Below are 14,192 nucleotides of genomic sequence, written 5' to 3'. Positions count from 1 at the left end.
GCGATCGGTAGTGCTAAAACCAGGTAAAGACCTGGCCGAATAGTGATATGCCGGCCCATTTTTGCGACCTTGTCAGTCAATCCCTCTTGGCACACGCGGACAATCCGTACCGCATCTCCAAAGAAGCCGCCCGGTTAAGCACATCTGATTTGCAATCGCGAATTGCCACGACACAAACTGCCTCGATATTTACGGGGGCTAGTTGGGGTGAGTCAGACGTAAAATTCTCGGGCGGAGCTATGAAACCAGATAGGCCCTTTCGCTAGGCTTTTTCTGCATGACGCATTCCCGATAAGGATTGGTCTCACCCTTGCGTTCCCGACAGATCCAAGTAATGTCGTTGACCATGATTTTTATAGGATTCGGCTTATCTATCGCCCGGAGATAAGTATTGGCCACCTTGATCGCCTATGGACATGCGTGCTTTTTCGGCTGCGTCGTTTTTATCTCGACGCCAAGTCCGTCCTTGATCGCCTATGGACATGCGTGCTTTTTCGGCTGCGTCGTTTTTATCTCGACGCCAAGTCCGTTCGAGGCCGATCCGCAACTGATAGTGATAGATCGGGGTTGGGCGTTCGCTGTCGTCGCAACGGAAAACGCGATGCCTGCGATGCCGATTCTAATAAGAAGAAAGAAAAAATCAGTGCTTCGCATCAGCGTCAACTTCTGAGCAGATTGACCGTGGACTATTCATTTTTTTGTTTCCAGTTAAAACTTGGTAAAGAAAATTCTGATTAAGTAAAGATATGCCCGAACTAGAATACGGATCTACGGCGCATGCCGTCAGCAGCCCCAGAACAAGCGCAGCGCTCGCAAATTTGATTGTCACAATTTCTTCAAAAAAAATGCCCGTAACCTTTCGGTTACAGGCACGTTAAAGTCCATCAGGGATTAGGAGACTTACTGTCATGATGAATGACGAAGCAAATATAAAGCGAAATCAATGCAACAATATTAAGATACCATTAAGACAACGTTAGAATCGCATTAAGGCAGTAATGGATAGCTACCATCGTCCGTTGCCGCTTTCACGCGAAATTTCGCAATCATCGACCGGCGCTCTACAAACTGCTTGGCCTTACACGCGGCGTCGCCGGCGCCCCCCCCCCTGCGCTCACCAGGATTGAACCGGCCGGGCATCGTTCTGAAACGTCTCATTCTCGCGGCACATCTTGTCGTACGCTTCCTGCAGCTGGCTGATTCGCGGGTCAAGCTATCCAGGTGCGACCGCGATAGCCTCACCTCTGCGGCGCTCTTGAGCAAGACAGTGACCATCGCGGCGACGTTCTGCCCCACTGCTCCCTGCGTCGAATGCATCGTCGGCAAGATACGCTTCATCTAATATTCATAATAGCTATATAAAATAACAATTTGTCATGCAGATTTGGCGTTTTATTTTTCGGACTGTTATGAAAAACCACTTATATCGATTTTCCCGTATCGCTTCATGGCTTGTTGTAGCAGGGAGTTTGGGGAATACCACGCTGCACGCTCAAACGAGCTCACACAACAAAGATGAAGAAAATCAATCTTCTGCAACACAGTATTTCAATCGCTTGCTGCCTGCGGAACGAAAGAAAATTCTCTTAACAGACACTGAAAAAAGAATCCCGAATATCAACGAGGACAACGCGCTGAATAAGGGGGCGGGGAAATCATTCTCTTTGGCGAAGGAGCGTTTTAAATGCGGAACGCATGAAGAGTCGAACACCGCTAGGAACAATTACAATAATCAGTACCGTGGAGGGCAAGATCCATCTCCACAACAGTCCGCAGATATGTTCAACTCGCCAAAGAGTGTTACATCAAGTGGCTGCAGGATGTCGACCGACTAAAGTCGTCGGTATTCGGCTCACGTTCCCTGGGGGACGGCAAATGTCGCAACAGCGAATCATTAATCAATGCTTGATCGGTCACACTAAAACCAAGTAAAGGCCGAGCCGGATAGTGATATGTCGGCCCTTTTTTGTGACCTTGGCGTGCTACAACGTGGAGACACAATGCCATTGTCTCTGTAGAACAAAGACCGATCATTAAATGACATGAGACGCACGTATCACGCTGGCCGGGAAACTTGCTCATTTTTCAGACGAGCCCGGACCTTCATTCTTCCTTCATATATGTTGACTATACTGCCCTAGCCTAGAAGGCAGTCAATTCGGGTTCAATCGGGAAGTCCTTGCTTACGTTGATAGCTGAAAGTTTTTTACTTTTGCATTTGATTAAATAACGCTATTTGCACCATCACTAGGTAGCTATTAGCCATTGCCCTGTAATTCGTAATTTGTCGCGAAAGATCTGATGAGAAATTCATTTCCCCTGCATGCCCCGTTAATTGTTATATGTGTACTTGTCGCCGCGCCAGCAACGGCTGTTAGCAACGATACGGACATAGATGCTGCAATTAAAGCGGTATCGCGTGATTACAGCAAATCGTTAAAAAGTAACGTAGTAAAAAATGGCAGTAACGACATATCATCAGACGTGGCAAGCTCGAATATAGCAAGGAAAAACACAAAATCGCCCGATGGGAGCAAGACCTGCCCCCCGGCCCCAAGCGGCTTGACCACCTTTGCAACAAGCATGGGAATTGGATTGCTCACTGGAAAATTTTATCCGCCATTAAGTCCCGAGCAAAGATGCGACATAATGACTTCGACCGTCAAGGATCCAAGTCCTGCTTTTCAACACAATATGCCTTTTGTGATTGTTAAGTAAGCCGGGATGGAGAGTGCCTCCAGTTCATTTTCCTAGCCTGAACTTCACCTAAAAAATAGTGCGACCCCGACTTTTCTTGCGGTTATATACTGCCACGCGGCGACGCGAGCAGTGCCTCCCACACTGTTCACGTCGCCATATTTTTTCCGTCCCCACTGAGTAAAAAACCGGTCTCTTGCTTCGAGTAATTCGTTGTGATCGTTCCGTCGACACTGCCGTTAAAGCTCAAGCGAATGTCAATATCCCTAACATTCTTCAGCGTATAAAAAGGGCAGAACAATTTGAATAAGTCGATGCTTCCTCACATCCTGCTCTGGTTAATTCGCGGTGTAAGCATGTATGCATTGCTGGGGCTAGCCCAAGTACATGCCGTGTCGCCAGCACCCAATGCCACAATCGAAGTCAGCAATACAAAGACCGACGTGCAGATTCGCCCCCGCATCGGCCTGGTCCTGTCGGGCGGCGGTGCGCGCGGTTATGCACATTTGGGAGTGTTGCAAGCGCTTGAGAAAATGCATATCCCGATTGACTATGTTGCCGCCACCAGCATGGGCGCCGTGGTCGGAGGGCTGTATGCGAGCGGCTTGTCGGTCGATGAACTGGACCGCATCCTGACCGAGACCAGTTTGAGCGATATCGCTTTCGACCGCAACGACCGGGCAGAATTGCCGCAGTCCCAGCGCGAAGACGATTATCAATATCCGATTGGCTTATCCGCGGGCTATGGCGACGGCAAGTTGAAACTACCGAAGGGCCTGGTGCAGGGTAATAATCTGCTGACCTTGCTGCAGAACTGGACGCCGCAGTTGCCGGCGAATATTTCCTTTGACAAGCTGCCGACGCCTTTCCGCGCGGTGGCGACCGATCTCGGCACCGGCGCCGAAGTCATATTGAACCAAGGCTCGTTGCCGCGCGCCATCCGCGCCAGCATGGCCGTGCCTGGCCTGTTCGCACCGCTCAAGCTGGATGGACGCACTCTGGTGGACGGCGGCCTGGTGCAGAATCTGCCGGTGTCGCTGGCGCGCAGCATGGGCGCTGACATCATTATCGCGGTCAATATTGCTACCGACCTGCAGGATCCCGCCACCCTCGATTCGCCGACGGCGGTAGCACAACAGATGGTGACTATCCTGATTCAGCAGAACGTCAAGAGACAGCTCGATTCGCTCAAGAAGGACGATATATTGATCGAGCCTGATATGGGTGATCTGGGCTTCGCCGATTTTTCCCGCGGCAAAGACGGTGTCAAGGCCGGTTACGAGGCGACTGAGCGCCAGCGCGACAAATTGGCGGCGCTGGTGCTGCCGCAGCAGCAATGGAAAGAATATCTTGCGACACGCAGCGGCGGCCCGATGCTCGCGCAGGATACCCATATCGATGAGATTCAGATCAACAACAATGGCCAGGTGCCGGCAGCGGTGGTGCGCCGTGCGTTGGACGTCAAGGAAAACGATTTCTACAATCCGGTAGCCTTGAACAAGGATGTAGCGCGGCTAGCGACCAACGGCGATTTCAAAAGCGTGACGCAGGAGCTGGTGACGGAGAACGGCCACAACGTGCTGAAGGTGGATGCAGATGAAAAATCCTGGGGCCCGAATTTTCTGCTGTTCGGCCTGGGCGTATCGAATACATTCAATGGCCGCGGAAATTTCAACTTGCAGTTGGGGCACCGTTTGCCATGGTTGACCGCAAGCGGTTTGGAGTGGCGCAACGACATCGTACTGGGCAGCGCACAAACCAGCCTGCGTAGCGAATTGCGGCAGCCGTTATGGAATACCGTCGGTCTGTATGTGGCGCCCTATGCAGAATACCAGCGCCGCCATGCTGATTTTTATGGCGGTGGCGACGATGCCAGCTCAAAAACCCTTCCACTCCTAGGCATTCAGAGCGACACGACCAAGGTCGGCATAGACATCGGCATCCCGCTGTGGCGGATCGGAGAGTTGCGTGTCGGCGCCAATTATCAGTGGCAGACAATTGCGCCGTCCTACTTGTCACCGATCGTTATCTACCCGGACGGCGCATTTTTTATGTTTGAGCGCACTCGGCAAAACCAACCCATCATTCGCTCGCAAATAACCGTCGATCAGCTCGACGATCCTTTGTTTCCGCGCAAAGGCTACTATCTTTCTGCCGTCAATAACATCGCGTTTGGCGCCACCGGAAATCGTTACAACGATGTGCAAGGCAAGGCACTGTGGGCGGTCAGCAAGGGTCCCCATACACTCAACCTGGCGTTGGAGGCCGCCGGCACCTATGCGAATGCGGGTGATGCCGCGGGCAATGGCGGCCTCGGGTTTACCTTGGGAGGTTTCCAGCACCTGTCGGCTTACAGCACGGACCAATTTAACGGGAGCTACTTGTTGTATGGTCGTGCCAGTTATCTGCGGGACATGCCAGATTTGAATTTACCTGGCTTACGCAATGTGGTGCTGGGCAGCAGCCTTGAGATTGGAGATGTCTGGTATACGCGGACTGAGTTTGGCCGCGGTCCTTACAAAAAGAACGCAAGCTTGTTTGTAGGGGGAAATAGTTTGCTCGGTCCGCTGTACTTTGGTGCAGCTGTTGCTCCACGCGGCGTCTGGAATCTGTATCTGCAGTTGGGACGGGTGTTCTGAACGGCGTTGTGGCTACACAAGCGAAAGGCTTGCTTTTTGCCGGAAAGTTGACGAACTGGACGGGTTCTTCAATCACGTCGATGAACGTCTGCTTGCAGTCATCTGCGCACCCGCCCCTCAGATACATCACTTTCTTTCGCAAATAATGGATAGCTGCCATCATTTGTCGCCGCCTTCGCGCGGAAATCGGCGATCATCGACCGGCGCTCCACAAACTGCTTTGCCTTACACGCAGCGGCGCCGGCGGCGCCCACTGTGCCCTCCAGGATCGGTCCTGCCAGGACATCGTTCTGAAATACCTCGTTTTTGCAGCATAGCTCCAATATCTGAAAGGCTCACGGCATGTGGGCCCTTTTCTTTTGCTACGCAAATTTCAATTTTCAGATGTACTTTCGTCGAAAATGAAAAGCTATTATTTTGCGAATGTTGGAAGCTGGTAAATATTACTGTTGTCCCGCTCTTCTATCTGAACTCCCCCGCCTTTCCAGCATCAGCGTAAGTTCGAAATGCGTGATGTCTTCATGTAAAACTTCCTCAAAATCGCATTTAAGAAAATTCTACTTTTAGCCGATACTTTTTTGCGGGGGGGATTACCCAGGTCAAGTTTAAGTCACTACAAATAATGGATAGCTGTTGACCTTATCCCTCCGCTCCATTTAAATTTCGGTACTCCTTGGCCTTGATAAAAAGATCAGCGCGCTCAACAACCGAGCCGAACAACGCTTTCAGCTCATTGTCATCACCGAACTTTAACGCTAAGGAATGCCAGATTTCCTCTTCACTCCAGCGACAAAAGCGAGAGTAAATAGAAGTTTTACTACCGTATTTTTCGGGCAGATAGTTCCATGCTGTGTTATTCCCTGTAACCCACAATACAGCGTCGATAAAAAGACGGACATTATGGCGGCGATAATTTTTTTTAAAGATTTCGGGGAAGGTATGTTCCAATTTTTCCCATTGATCATTCCGAAGTGTTTTTTCGAATTTAAAATTTCTACGCATGATGAAAAAATTATTTTTCTGTTTCCAATTAAAACTTCGAAATGCCCGCAACCTCTCGGTTGCAGGCACATGACAGCCCATCAGGGATTAGGAGACTTACTGTCATGATGAATGACAGAGCAAATATAAAGTGAAATCAATGCAATAGAATTAAGACATTATTAAGACAACATTAAGCTGACATTAAGGCCGGCCGAAGCAGATATCAGGTCAAGTTTGAGCCAACAAAAATAATGGGGAGCTACCATCGTCCGTTGCCGCTTTCACGCGAAATTCAGCAATCATTGATCGACGTTCTACAAACTGCTTTGCCTTACACGCAGCGTCGCCGGCGGCATCAACAGCGCTCTCCAGAATCGAACCTGCCAGAACATCATTCTGGAACACCTCATTCTTGCGGCATACCTTATCGTACGCTTCCCGCAACTGGCTGATTCGCTGGGTCAACCGACGCATCCTGCATAGATCATCCCCACGCGCGAATTGCCCGACACTCTTTCTCTTGCGGCACATTGCACATGCCATACTCAGTAGCGCCCTCAACCTTGCTGTGGCCGATGGCTTAATAACCAGTAATCCCTGCAACGCCATTGCAAGTGCCTCATGGCAGAGGAAAAAGCCCGACCCATTCAGTCTGATCGAGGCAAATAAAATCATTGCTAGTTTGTCTGAGACTGTCCGCAACAGGTCCACAATTTCTATGATTTTATGTTTTTCGGTGGTCTGCGAACGGGCGAAGGTATTGGGCTTGAATAGAAGGATGTCGACTTCAGCAATAGAACCGTCGTCGTCAAGCAGGCATTTGTCCGTGGTGAAATGGTGGATACTAAGACGTCCAGAGAGCGGACTGTCAATTTAACGACTCGTGCCTTCCAAGCCCTGAAGCGTCAAAAGGCATAGACCTACCTGGATGAAAGCGGTCGAGTCTTCCATAACCCGAACACCAATAAGCCCTGGGCCAAGGAACAAAACATCAGGGAGCCTTAGTGGAATCCAACCTTGAAATTACTAGGCATACGCCGTCGGCACCCATATAGCACGAGAGCGACATATGCAACGGTGGGATTGATGGCGGGCGCGCAACCTGCATACATGGCGGCCCAGCTTGGACATAGCCTAGACGTGTTTTACCGGGACTATGCAAAGTGGATTAGTCACCAAGACGATGACAGGGAAATGATCAAAATCGAAGCCCAGATTAATGAAAACATCCCTGAACTATCCCTGGGATTTTCACGACCGGCTTAACTTATTGATTTAAAACAGGAATCTTGGTGGGAAGTACAAGTTTCGAACTTGTGACCTATCGCGTGTGAGGCGATCGCTCTACCCCTGAGCTAACCTCCCGGAGAGGCCGCTATTATGACACAAAGTTTCTGGGAAATAAAGCAGGCGCGAAGACAAAGCTGACAGCCCTCCCCGCGCCTGCTGAGCCAGGCTTATTGGCGCTTGGCTTCCAGCACCCCTTTCACCTCGCGAATCACCGTCAGCGCCTTCTGCAGCTGGGCGGTAGAGGCGATTTCGGCGGTGAACGCCATGCGCGCATGGGCCTTCGCGCTTTGCGTGCTGACGCCGATGACGTTGATTTTCTCACGCAGGAATACTTCCGAGATATCGCGCAGCAAGCCCTGGCGGTCGCTGGCCAGCACGAAGATGTCCACCGGGTAGACGGTTTCCGCTTCCTGTGCACCCCAGGTCGTCTGGATCACCCGCTCCGGCGCCTTGATGCGCATCTCGGCGAAGTTCTTGCAGTTTTCGCGATGGATCGAGACACCCTTCCCACGCGTGATGAAGCCGACCACGGGATCAGGCGGCGCCGGCTTGCAGCACTTGGCCAGCTGCGTCATCAGGCCGTCGGTGCCGACCACCAGCACGCCGGATTTACCGCCATGCACCACACTGGAGGCGCGGCTCTTGCGGGTGATAGCGGCTTCTTCGAACTCGCTGCCGTGCTCGATCGGCTTGATGCCGTGGTCGTCGTGCAGCGCCTGCTCGACGTGGCGCAGGCTGAACTCATCCTTGCCTAACGCCAGCAGCAGATCTTCCAGCTTGGCGAATTCCAGCTTGCGCGCCAGCTCTTCCAGGTTGACCGCGGTCTTGCCTTCGCGCTGCAGGGTCTTGTCCAGCAGGCTGCGGCCGGTGGCCAGGGTCTCCTGCTGTTCGATGGCGTTGAACCAGGCGCGCACCTTGGAACGGGTGCGGGCGCTGGCGGCGTAGCCCGGCGTGAGCCAGTCGCGCGAGGGGCCGGAGCCGCCGGGGGCGTTCTTGGCCGTGATGATTTCCACCGTCTGGCCGTTCTTCAGCGGCGTGTTCAGCGGCACCATGCTGCCGTCCACCCGCGCGCCGCGGCAGCGGTGGCCGACGTCGGTGTGCAGGTAGTAGGCGAAATCGATGGGCGTGGCGCCGCTCGGCAATTCGATCACGCGCGCCTGCGGCGTCAGCACATAGATGTGGTCGTTGAGGGTAGCCTGCTTAAGTTTTTCCAGCCACTCGCGGCGGCTGTCTTCATGCTCCACCACCGCATCCACCACTTCGCTTTTCCAGGCCAGCAGCTGACGCAGCCAGGCGATCTTCTCGTCGTATTTCTGCGCCGAGAAATTGGAGCCGCCGGATTCCTTGTAGCGCCAGTGCGCCGCCACCCCGTATTCGGCGAAATGGTGCATTTCATTGGTGCGGATCTGCACTTCCAGGGCGCGATCGTCATCGGCCAGCACCACCGTATGCAGCGACTGATAGCCGTTCTGTTTCGGGCGCGAGATGTAGTCGTCGAACTCTTTCGGGATCGGCACCCAGATGTTGTGCACGATGCCCAGCACCGTGTAGCAAGTCTTGACATCGTCGACGATCACGCGGAAAGCGCGGACGTCGTACAGCTCGGAAAAATCCAGGTCCTTGCCTTGCATCTTGTTCCAGATGCTGAAGATATGCTTGGGCCGCCCCGACACTTCGGCCTTGATGTCCGCCGCCGCCAGCTCGCTGCGCAAACGCGTGATGGCGGCATCGACAAAGCCTTCACGCTCGATGCGGCGCTCTTCCAGCATCTTGGCGATGCGCTTGTAGGTGACCGGATCGATGAAACGGAACGACAGGTCTTCCAGCTCCCACTTGAGCTGCCAGATGCCGAGCCGGTTGGCTAGCGGCGCATACAGGTCCAGCGTTTCGCGCGCATACTGGCTGGTGCGCTCGTTTTCCATCTTTTGCTCGGAAAAATAGCGCAGCGCGGTGACGCGCGAAGCCAGCCGCACCAGCACCACCCGCATGTCGGTGGCCATCGCCAGCAGCATCTTGCGCAGGGTTTCGACCTGGCTGGCGGCCTGTTGCGCAGCGTTCTTGCCGCGCATGACTTCCTGCGGCAAGCCGAAGGTAAAGCCGTGCAGGCGCATCAGCTGGCGGATGCCGCTGACCAGGTCGGAGATTTCCTTGCCGAAGCGCTGCTCGATGGTGTCGGCGTAGCTGGCGTCCAGCAAGGGCAGTTCGAACAGCAAGGCGGCGATGCGGGTTTCGACATCGGTATCGAGCAAGGCCAGGATGCTGGCCACGCCTTGTGAAAAATCGAGCGTGCTCTGGCCGGTAGTGATGACGTTATCGGCGTACAGCGGCTCGACGAACGCCAGCGCGTCCAGCACGCGCGCGCTGTCCGCCGCACTCAGGCCGGCGGTGCACAGCTGGATTTGCGTAGCGCGTTGTGTTGCAGTGAGCGAAACCATGCTTGCATCTTTATTTTTGCGCGGCGACCACGATAATTTCTATCAGGATTTCAGGACGCGCGAGTTTAGCTTCTACCGTGGCCCGCGGCGGCGCATTGCCGGCGGCGACCCACTCATCCCAGACCAGGTTCATGCCATCGAAATCCTTGACGTCGGCCAGGTAGATCTGGCAAGACAGGATGTGATGCTTGTCGCTGCCGGCTTCGGCCAGCAGGCGGTCGATATGGCCGAGCGTCTCGCGCGTCTGGCCTTCGATGTTCTGGGTGGTGTCTTCGGCCAGTTGTCCGGCCAGGTACACGGTACCGTTATGGATGGCGACTTCCGAAAGTCTCTTGCCGACATGCAGGCGCTGGATAGTCATGAATCATCTCCTATAAGAATAAATGAAAGCAAATCAGCCGATCAGAAAATCGGCGACAATTTCAATCTGGTCGGTATGCAGCAAGGTAGGCGCATGGCCGACGCCGGCCAGCTCCACCAGCTTGGCCTTGGGGCCGCATTGCGTCATCAGCTGCGCCGTCTCAGGCGACAGCAAATCGGACTCGGCGCCGCGAAGCAGCAAGGTCGGGCAGCTGATCGCCTTGTAGGCGTTCCACAGCAGCGCTTCCGACAGCTTGAAGGTTTCCGGCGTGGTCGACTTGAAAGGCTCAGCCAGTTTCAGGTCGTAGTGGCGGGTCCATTCGCCACCGGCGTTCTGGTGCAGGACATCGGCCGCCAGCTTGCGCCATTCAGCATCGGTGTGCGGGCCGAACGATGCCGAGATGGCGCGCACGTAGGCCGCAGCTTCGTCAAATGTAGGGAAGCGCATGTCGGCGCCGATGTATTCGCCGATGCGTCCCATGGCATCCGCATTCAGGGTCGGACCGACATCGTTCAAGACCAGCCTGCGCAGGGGATTCTCCGGCAGCGAGGCCAGCCCGATGCCGATCAGGCCGCCCATTGAGGTGCCGACCAGGTCGACGGTTTCGGCGTTGAGCCGGGCCAGCAAGGTGACCACGTCGTTCAGGTATTGCGGCAGCACATAGTATTTCGGATCGCGCAGCCAGCCGGAACGGCCGCGCCCCACCACGTCCGGACAGACCACCCGGTAGGTATCGCACAGGGCGCGCGCCAGCTGGTCGAAATCGTCGGAGACGCGGGTGACGCCATGCAGGCACAGCAATACATTCGGATTATGCGGATCGCCCCATTCCTGGTAGGCCATTTTATGCAGGCCGGCGGGAGAAATGCATTGAACAGACTTGTGCGCGGCGATGGTCATCGATACCCCGTTTCGGTTAAGGCTTGCTGGACGGCGGCAAACAGCTGCGAGCAGCGCGTTTGCTTTGCGGATATACAACATCTTATCGCATATGGCCCTTCCCTTGCACCTTCCCTTAAACATTAGGGATGCATCCGGGACAGCACAATGAAAAAGCGGCGCCTGACAAATGTGTCAGGCGCCGCTTTTTTGGAACGCCGGCCGGGCCGGCATCTTCCCGGTCTTAGTGCAATGCGCTCAGATCCAGCGCCGTTCCGGTTTGCGCGACGATATCTTCGCGGCTGACGCCCGGCGCCAGCTCGATCACCTTCAGGCCCTGCGGCGTCACGTCCAGCACGCCCAGGTCGGTGATGATGCGGTTGACCACGCCGACGCCTGTCAGCGGCAGGTTGCAGGCTTCCAGGATCTTGTGCGAGGTCGTGCCGTCCTTGGCCTTGGCCACGTGCTCCATCAGCACCACCACGCGGCCGACGCCGGCCACCAGGTCCATCGCGCCGCCCATGCCCTTGACCAGCTTGCCCGGAATCATCCAGTTGGCCAGATCGCCATTCCTGGACACCTGCATGGCGCCCAGGATTGCGATATTGATCTTACCGCCGCGTATCATGGCGAAGGAATCGGCAGAACTGAAATAAGCCGATCCCGGCAAAGAAGTCACGGTCTGCTTGCCGGCGTTGATCAGGTCGGCGTCGACCTTGTCTTCGGTCGGAAACGGGCCGATGCCGAGCAAGCCGTTTTCCGACTGCAGCCAGACTTCGATTTCCTTAGGTACATGGTTGGCAACCAGGGTCGGCAGGCCGATGCCGAGGTTGACGTAAAAACCATCTTGCAATTCCTTTGCCGCGCGCGCGGCCATTTCATCACGTGTCCATGCCATTTTGTTCTCCTGGTCTGGGTTCTGTTTTCTGTTTATTCTGCAGGGCGAACGGTACGCTGTTCGATACGCTTTTCCGGGTTCGCATTGACTACGATGCGGTGCACAAAAATACCCGGCGTATGAACCTGGTCCGGATCGATCTCGCCCACCTCGACCAGGTGTTCGACTTCCACCACGGTGATTTTCCCGGCCATGGCGACGTTCGGGTTGAAGTTGCGGGCGGTCTTGTTGAACACCAGGTTGCCGCTGCGGTCAGCCTTGTAAGCCTTGACCAGGGATACGTCAGCCACGAGCGAACGCTCCATCACATACTTGGCGCCGTCGAAGTCGCGGATTTCCTTGCCTTCCGCGACCAGCGTACCGACCCCGGTCTTGGTGAAGAAAGCCGGGATGCCGGCGCCGCCGGCGCGCAGCTTTTCCGCCAGCGTGCCCTGCGGAGTGAATTCCAACTCAAGTTCGCCAGCCAGGTATTGCCGCTCGAATTCCTTGTTCTCGCCGACATACGAAGCGATCATTTTTTTGATCTGGCGGGTAGTCAGCAATTGCCCGAGGCCAAAGCCGTCGACGCCGGCGTTGTTGGAAATCGCCGTCAGCTCTTTCACGCCGGAATCGCGCAACGCCAGGATCAGCGCCTCAGGGATGCCGCACAGGCCGAAACCGCCCACGGCGATGGTCTGGCCATCTTTGACTATGCCGGCCAACGCGCTTGCCGCGTCAGGATAAACTTTGTTCATGCCTTGCCTCCTGTTTGTGTAAACTAGCTATTATTTCCTTGCTCTTGGTCTATTAGCATATGATGAAGTAACACATCCAACAATACCGTAAAACTACGAACTCAAGCTGCAGCCAGTGCCATTGCCCAATTCCGCTATCGATTACCAGACCATTTTCGCCCATGCGCCGATAGGCATGTGCGTTTCCGAACGCCGCATCATGCAGGTGTGCAACCTGGCGCTGACCCGCATGTTCGGCTACCAGCCGGAAGAATTGAACGGTCAGTCGTTCCAGCTGCTGTACCCGACCCAGGACGAGTTTGAGCGCACCGGCGCGCGCATCGTGCCGATCATGAACGCCAAAGGAATCTATTCCGACGAGCGCATCATGCGGCGCGCCAGCGGCGAGTTGTTCTGGTGCCATGTCACCGGCCATGCGCTGGTGCCGGCGGACACCCACGCGGCAGGAATCTGGACCTTTGAGGATTTGAGTGAAAAACGCCGGGCTTCGGCCGTGCTGTCGCCGCGCGAACGCGAGATCGCAGCCTTGCTGGTGGAGGGCAAGACCAGCAAGCTGATCGGCAAGCAGATCGGCCTCAGCCCGCGCACGGTGGAAATGCACAGGGCCAACCTGATGAAGAAATTTGCCGCATCGACGTCCAGCGAACTGGTGCACCGCCTGCTCGGCATTACGCAGGCGGAGCGGGTGTAGCGAACGTTCAGGCCGGCGCTGCAGGGTTAGTCAGCAATTGGCGCAGGTCATCCGGCAAAGGCATGGATTTTTCCAGGTCGAAATCGACCCAGACGATTTTCGCGCCACCTTCGGCGAACACGACATCGGGCATGTCGGCGCGGCGGATTTCGTAGCTGGCCTCGAAACTGGAGCGGCCGACGGCGCCGACATAGGATTTGACTTCGACTTCGCAGGGGTATTTCAATTGACGCAAGAAACTGCACTGCGCATTGACCAGCACCGGCCCGTGGCGGGAATCGAAATCGCTGCCGAGCTCTTGCAGCCATTCGATGCGCGCCTGCTCCATATAACGGAAATAGATCGTATTGTTGACGTGGCCAAGCGCATCCATATCGCCCCAGCGCATCGCGATCCGCGTGGTGTGGACGTGTTTTCTGGTTTCCATTATTTCAACTTTCGTGAATACTCTTGTGATCTGCCTCAGCCGGCTGCAAGCAGCATCGGCCCGTTGCGTTGCTCAACATGCGAGGAACAACACTAACCGCAGACGAAGCCTAGCATTCTGCCGCAAAATCCCCGACAATTAGCACATCCGTTCGAAA

The 14,192-nt window shown here is 55.0% G+C and carries 14 protein-coding genes and 1 tRNA gene; 5 read left to right on the top strand and 10 right to left on the bottom strand.

Annotated elements, in window-relative coordinates:
- Positions 1-391: 391 nt before the first annotated feature.
- A complete protein-coding gene (locus KHU30_RS00485; protein ID WP_211440703.1) occupies positions 392-670 on the top strand; it encodes a hypothetical protein in 279 nt (92 codons plus the stop codon).
- A 739-nt stretch (positions 671-1,409) separates the two neighbouring features.
- A complete protein-coding gene (locus tag KHU30_RS00480) occupies positions 1,410-1,835 on the top strand; it encodes a hypothetical protein (RefSeq protein ID WP_211440702.1) in 426 nt (141 codons plus the stop codon).
- Here the strand turns inward: KHU30_RS00480 and KHU30_RS25435 are convergent.
- Positions 1,801-2,007 (bottom strand): phage virion morphogenesis protein, encoded by a 207-nt coding sequence (locus tag KHU30_RS25435; protein WP_329956624.1) that lies wholly within the window; start codon positions 2,005-2,007, stop codon positions 1,801-1,803. The genes KHU30_RS00480 and KHU30_RS25435 overlap by 35 nt on opposite strands.
- Before the next feature lie 294 nt (positions 2,008-2,301).
- On the opposite strand from KHU30_RS25435, the gene KHU30_RS00470 reads away from it, so the two are divergent.
- Positions 2,302-2,718, top strand: coding sequence for a hypothetical protein (locus KHU30_RS00470; protein ID WP_211440700.1), 417 nt, complete (start codon positions 2,302-2,304; stop codon positions 2,716-2,718).
- A 335-nt stretch (positions 2,719-3,053) separates the two neighbouring features.
- Positions 3,054-5,336, top strand: a complete 2,283-nt coding sequence (locus KHU30_RS00465) for a patatin-like phospholipase family protein (protein ID WP_211442137.1) — start codon at positions 3,054-3,056, stop codon at positions 5,334-5,336.
- A gap of 639 nt (positions 5,337-5,975) precedes the next feature.
- On the opposite strand, the gene KHU30_RS00460 is transcribed toward KHU30_RS00465, so the two are convergent.
- The 8 genes from KHU30_RS00460 to KHU30_RS00425 all read right to left on the bottom strand — a co-directional run bounded on the left by KHU30_RS00460 (position 5,976) and on the right by KHU30_RS00425 (position 12,917).
- A complete protein-coding gene (locus KHU30_RS00460) occupies positions 5,976-6,407 on the bottom strand; it encodes a transposase (RefSeq protein ID WP_211440699.1) in 432 nt (143 codons plus the stop codon).
- A gap of 141 nt (positions 6,408-6,548) precedes the next feature.
- Positions 6,549-6,785: a hypothetical protein gene (locus tag KHU30_RS00455; protein ID WP_211440698.1), complete on the bottom strand. Its 237-nt coding sequence runs from the start codon at positions 6,783-6,785 to the stop codon at positions 6,549-6,551.
- 825 nt (positions 6,786-7,610) lie between these two features.
- Positions 7,611-7,685: transfer RNA gene (locus KHU30_RS00450), tRNA-Val, on the bottom strand.
- 92 nt (positions 7,686-7,777) lie between these two features.
- Positions 7,778-10,045: a RelA/SpoT family protein gene (locus tag KHU30_RS00445; protein WP_211440697.1), complete on the bottom strand. Its 2,268-nt coding sequence runs from the start codon at positions 10,043-10,045 to the stop codon at positions 7,778-7,780.
- Between the two features lie 10 nt (positions 10,046-10,055).
- The gene (locus KHU30_RS00440) at positions 10,056-10,406 is read right to left on the bottom strand and encodes a RidA family protein (protein ID WP_098497937.1); all 351 of its coding nucleotides are present in this window, start codon (positions 10,404-10,406) and stop codon (positions 10,056-10,058) included.
- A gap of 33 nt (positions 10,407-10,439) precedes the next feature.
- Positions 10,440-11,306: an alpha/beta fold hydrolase gene (locus KHU30_RS00435; protein ID WP_211440696.1), complete on the bottom strand. Its 867-nt coding sequence runs from the start codon at positions 11,304-11,306 to the stop codon at positions 10,440-10,442.
- Between the two features lie 223 nt (positions 11,307-11,529).
- Positions 11,530-12,183, bottom strand: coding sequence for a 3-oxoacid CoA-transferase subunit B (locus KHU30_RS00430; RefSeq protein ID WP_211440695.1), 654 nt, complete (start codon positions 12,181-12,183; stop codon positions 11,530-11,532).
- 32 nt (positions 12,184-12,215) lie between these two features.
- Complete coding sequence (locus KHU30_RS00425; protein ID WP_211440694.1) at positions 12,216-12,917, bottom strand: CoA transferase subunit A; 702 nt, start codon at positions 12,915-12,917, stop codon at positions 12,216-12,218.
- A gap of 115 nt (positions 12,918-13,032) precedes the next feature.
- Between KHU30_RS00425 and KHU30_RS00420 the strand changes: the two genes are divergently transcribed.
- Positions 13,033-13,608 (top strand): LuxR C-terminal-related transcriptional regulator, encoded by a 576-nt coding sequence (locus tag KHU30_RS00420; RefSeq protein WP_407928007.1) that lies wholly within the window; start codon positions 13,033-13,035, stop codon positions 13,606-13,608.
- A gap of 7 nt (positions 13,609-13,615) precedes the next feature.
- Here KHU30_RS00420 and KHU30_RS00415 read toward each other — a convergent pair whose 3' ends face one another.
- On the bottom strand, positions 13,616-14,035 hold the full coding sequence (locus tag KHU30_RS00415) for an acyl-CoA thioesterase (RefSeq protein ID WP_211440692.1): 420 nt from the start codon (positions 14,033-14,035) through the stop codon (positions 13,616-13,618).
- Positions 14,036-14,192 lie beyond the last annotated feature (157 nt).

The sequence above is a fragment of the Collimonas humicola genome (assembly GCF_018304945.1).
Lineage (GTDB): Bacteria > Pseudomonadota > Gammaproteobacteria > Burkholderiales > Burkholderiaceae_D > Collimonas > Collimonas humicola.
Note: the sequence above shows the minus strand (reverse complement) of the source record. Positions and strands in the feature narration are given on the sequence as shown.

What these genes read in the sequence shown, in the direction of transcription:
- KHU30_RS00480 (WP_211440702.1), top strand. Translation starts at nt 1,410, where the DNA reads ATGAAAAACCACTTATATCGATTTTCCCGTATCGCTTCATGGCTTGTT.
- KHU30_RS25435 (WP_329956624.1), bottom strand. Translation starts at nt 2,007, where the DNA reads ATGGCATTGTGTCTCCACGTTGTAGCACGCCAAGGTCACAAAAAAGGG.
- KHU30_RS00470 (WP_211440700.1), top strand. Translation starts at nt 2,302, where the DNA reads ATGAGAAATTCATTTCCCCTGCATGCCCCGTTAATTGTTATATGTGTA.
- KHU30_RS00465 (WP_211442137.1), top strand. Translation starts at nt 3,054, where the DNA reads ATGTATGCATTGCTGGGGCTAGCCCAAGTACATGCCGTGTCGCCAGCA.
- KHU30_RS00445 (WP_211440697.1), bottom strand. Translation starts at nt 10,045, where the DNA reads ATGGTTTCGCTCACTGCAACACAACGCGCTACGCAAATCCAGCTGTGC.
- KHU30_RS00440 (WP_098497937.1), bottom strand. Translation starts at nt 10,406, where the DNA reads ATGACTATCCAGCGCCTGCATGTCGGCAAGAGACTTTCGGAAGTCGCC.
- KHU30_RS00435 (WP_211440696.1), bottom strand. Translation starts at nt 11,306, where the DNA reads ATGACCATCGCCGCGCACAAGTCTGTTCAATGCATTTCTCCCGCCGGC.
- KHU30_RS00430 (WP_211440695.1), bottom strand. Translation starts at nt 12,183, where the DNA reads ATGGCATGGACACGTGATGAAATGGCCGCGCGCGCGGCAAAGGAATTG.
- KHU30_RS00425 (WP_211440694.1), bottom strand. Translation starts at nt 12,917, where the DNA reads ATGAACAAAGTTTATCCTGACGCGGCAAGCGCGTTGGCCGGCATAGTC.
- KHU30_RS00415 (WP_211440692.1), bottom strand. Translation starts at nt 14,035, where the DNA reads ATGGAAACCAGAAAACACGTCCACACCACGCGGATCGCGATGCGCTGG.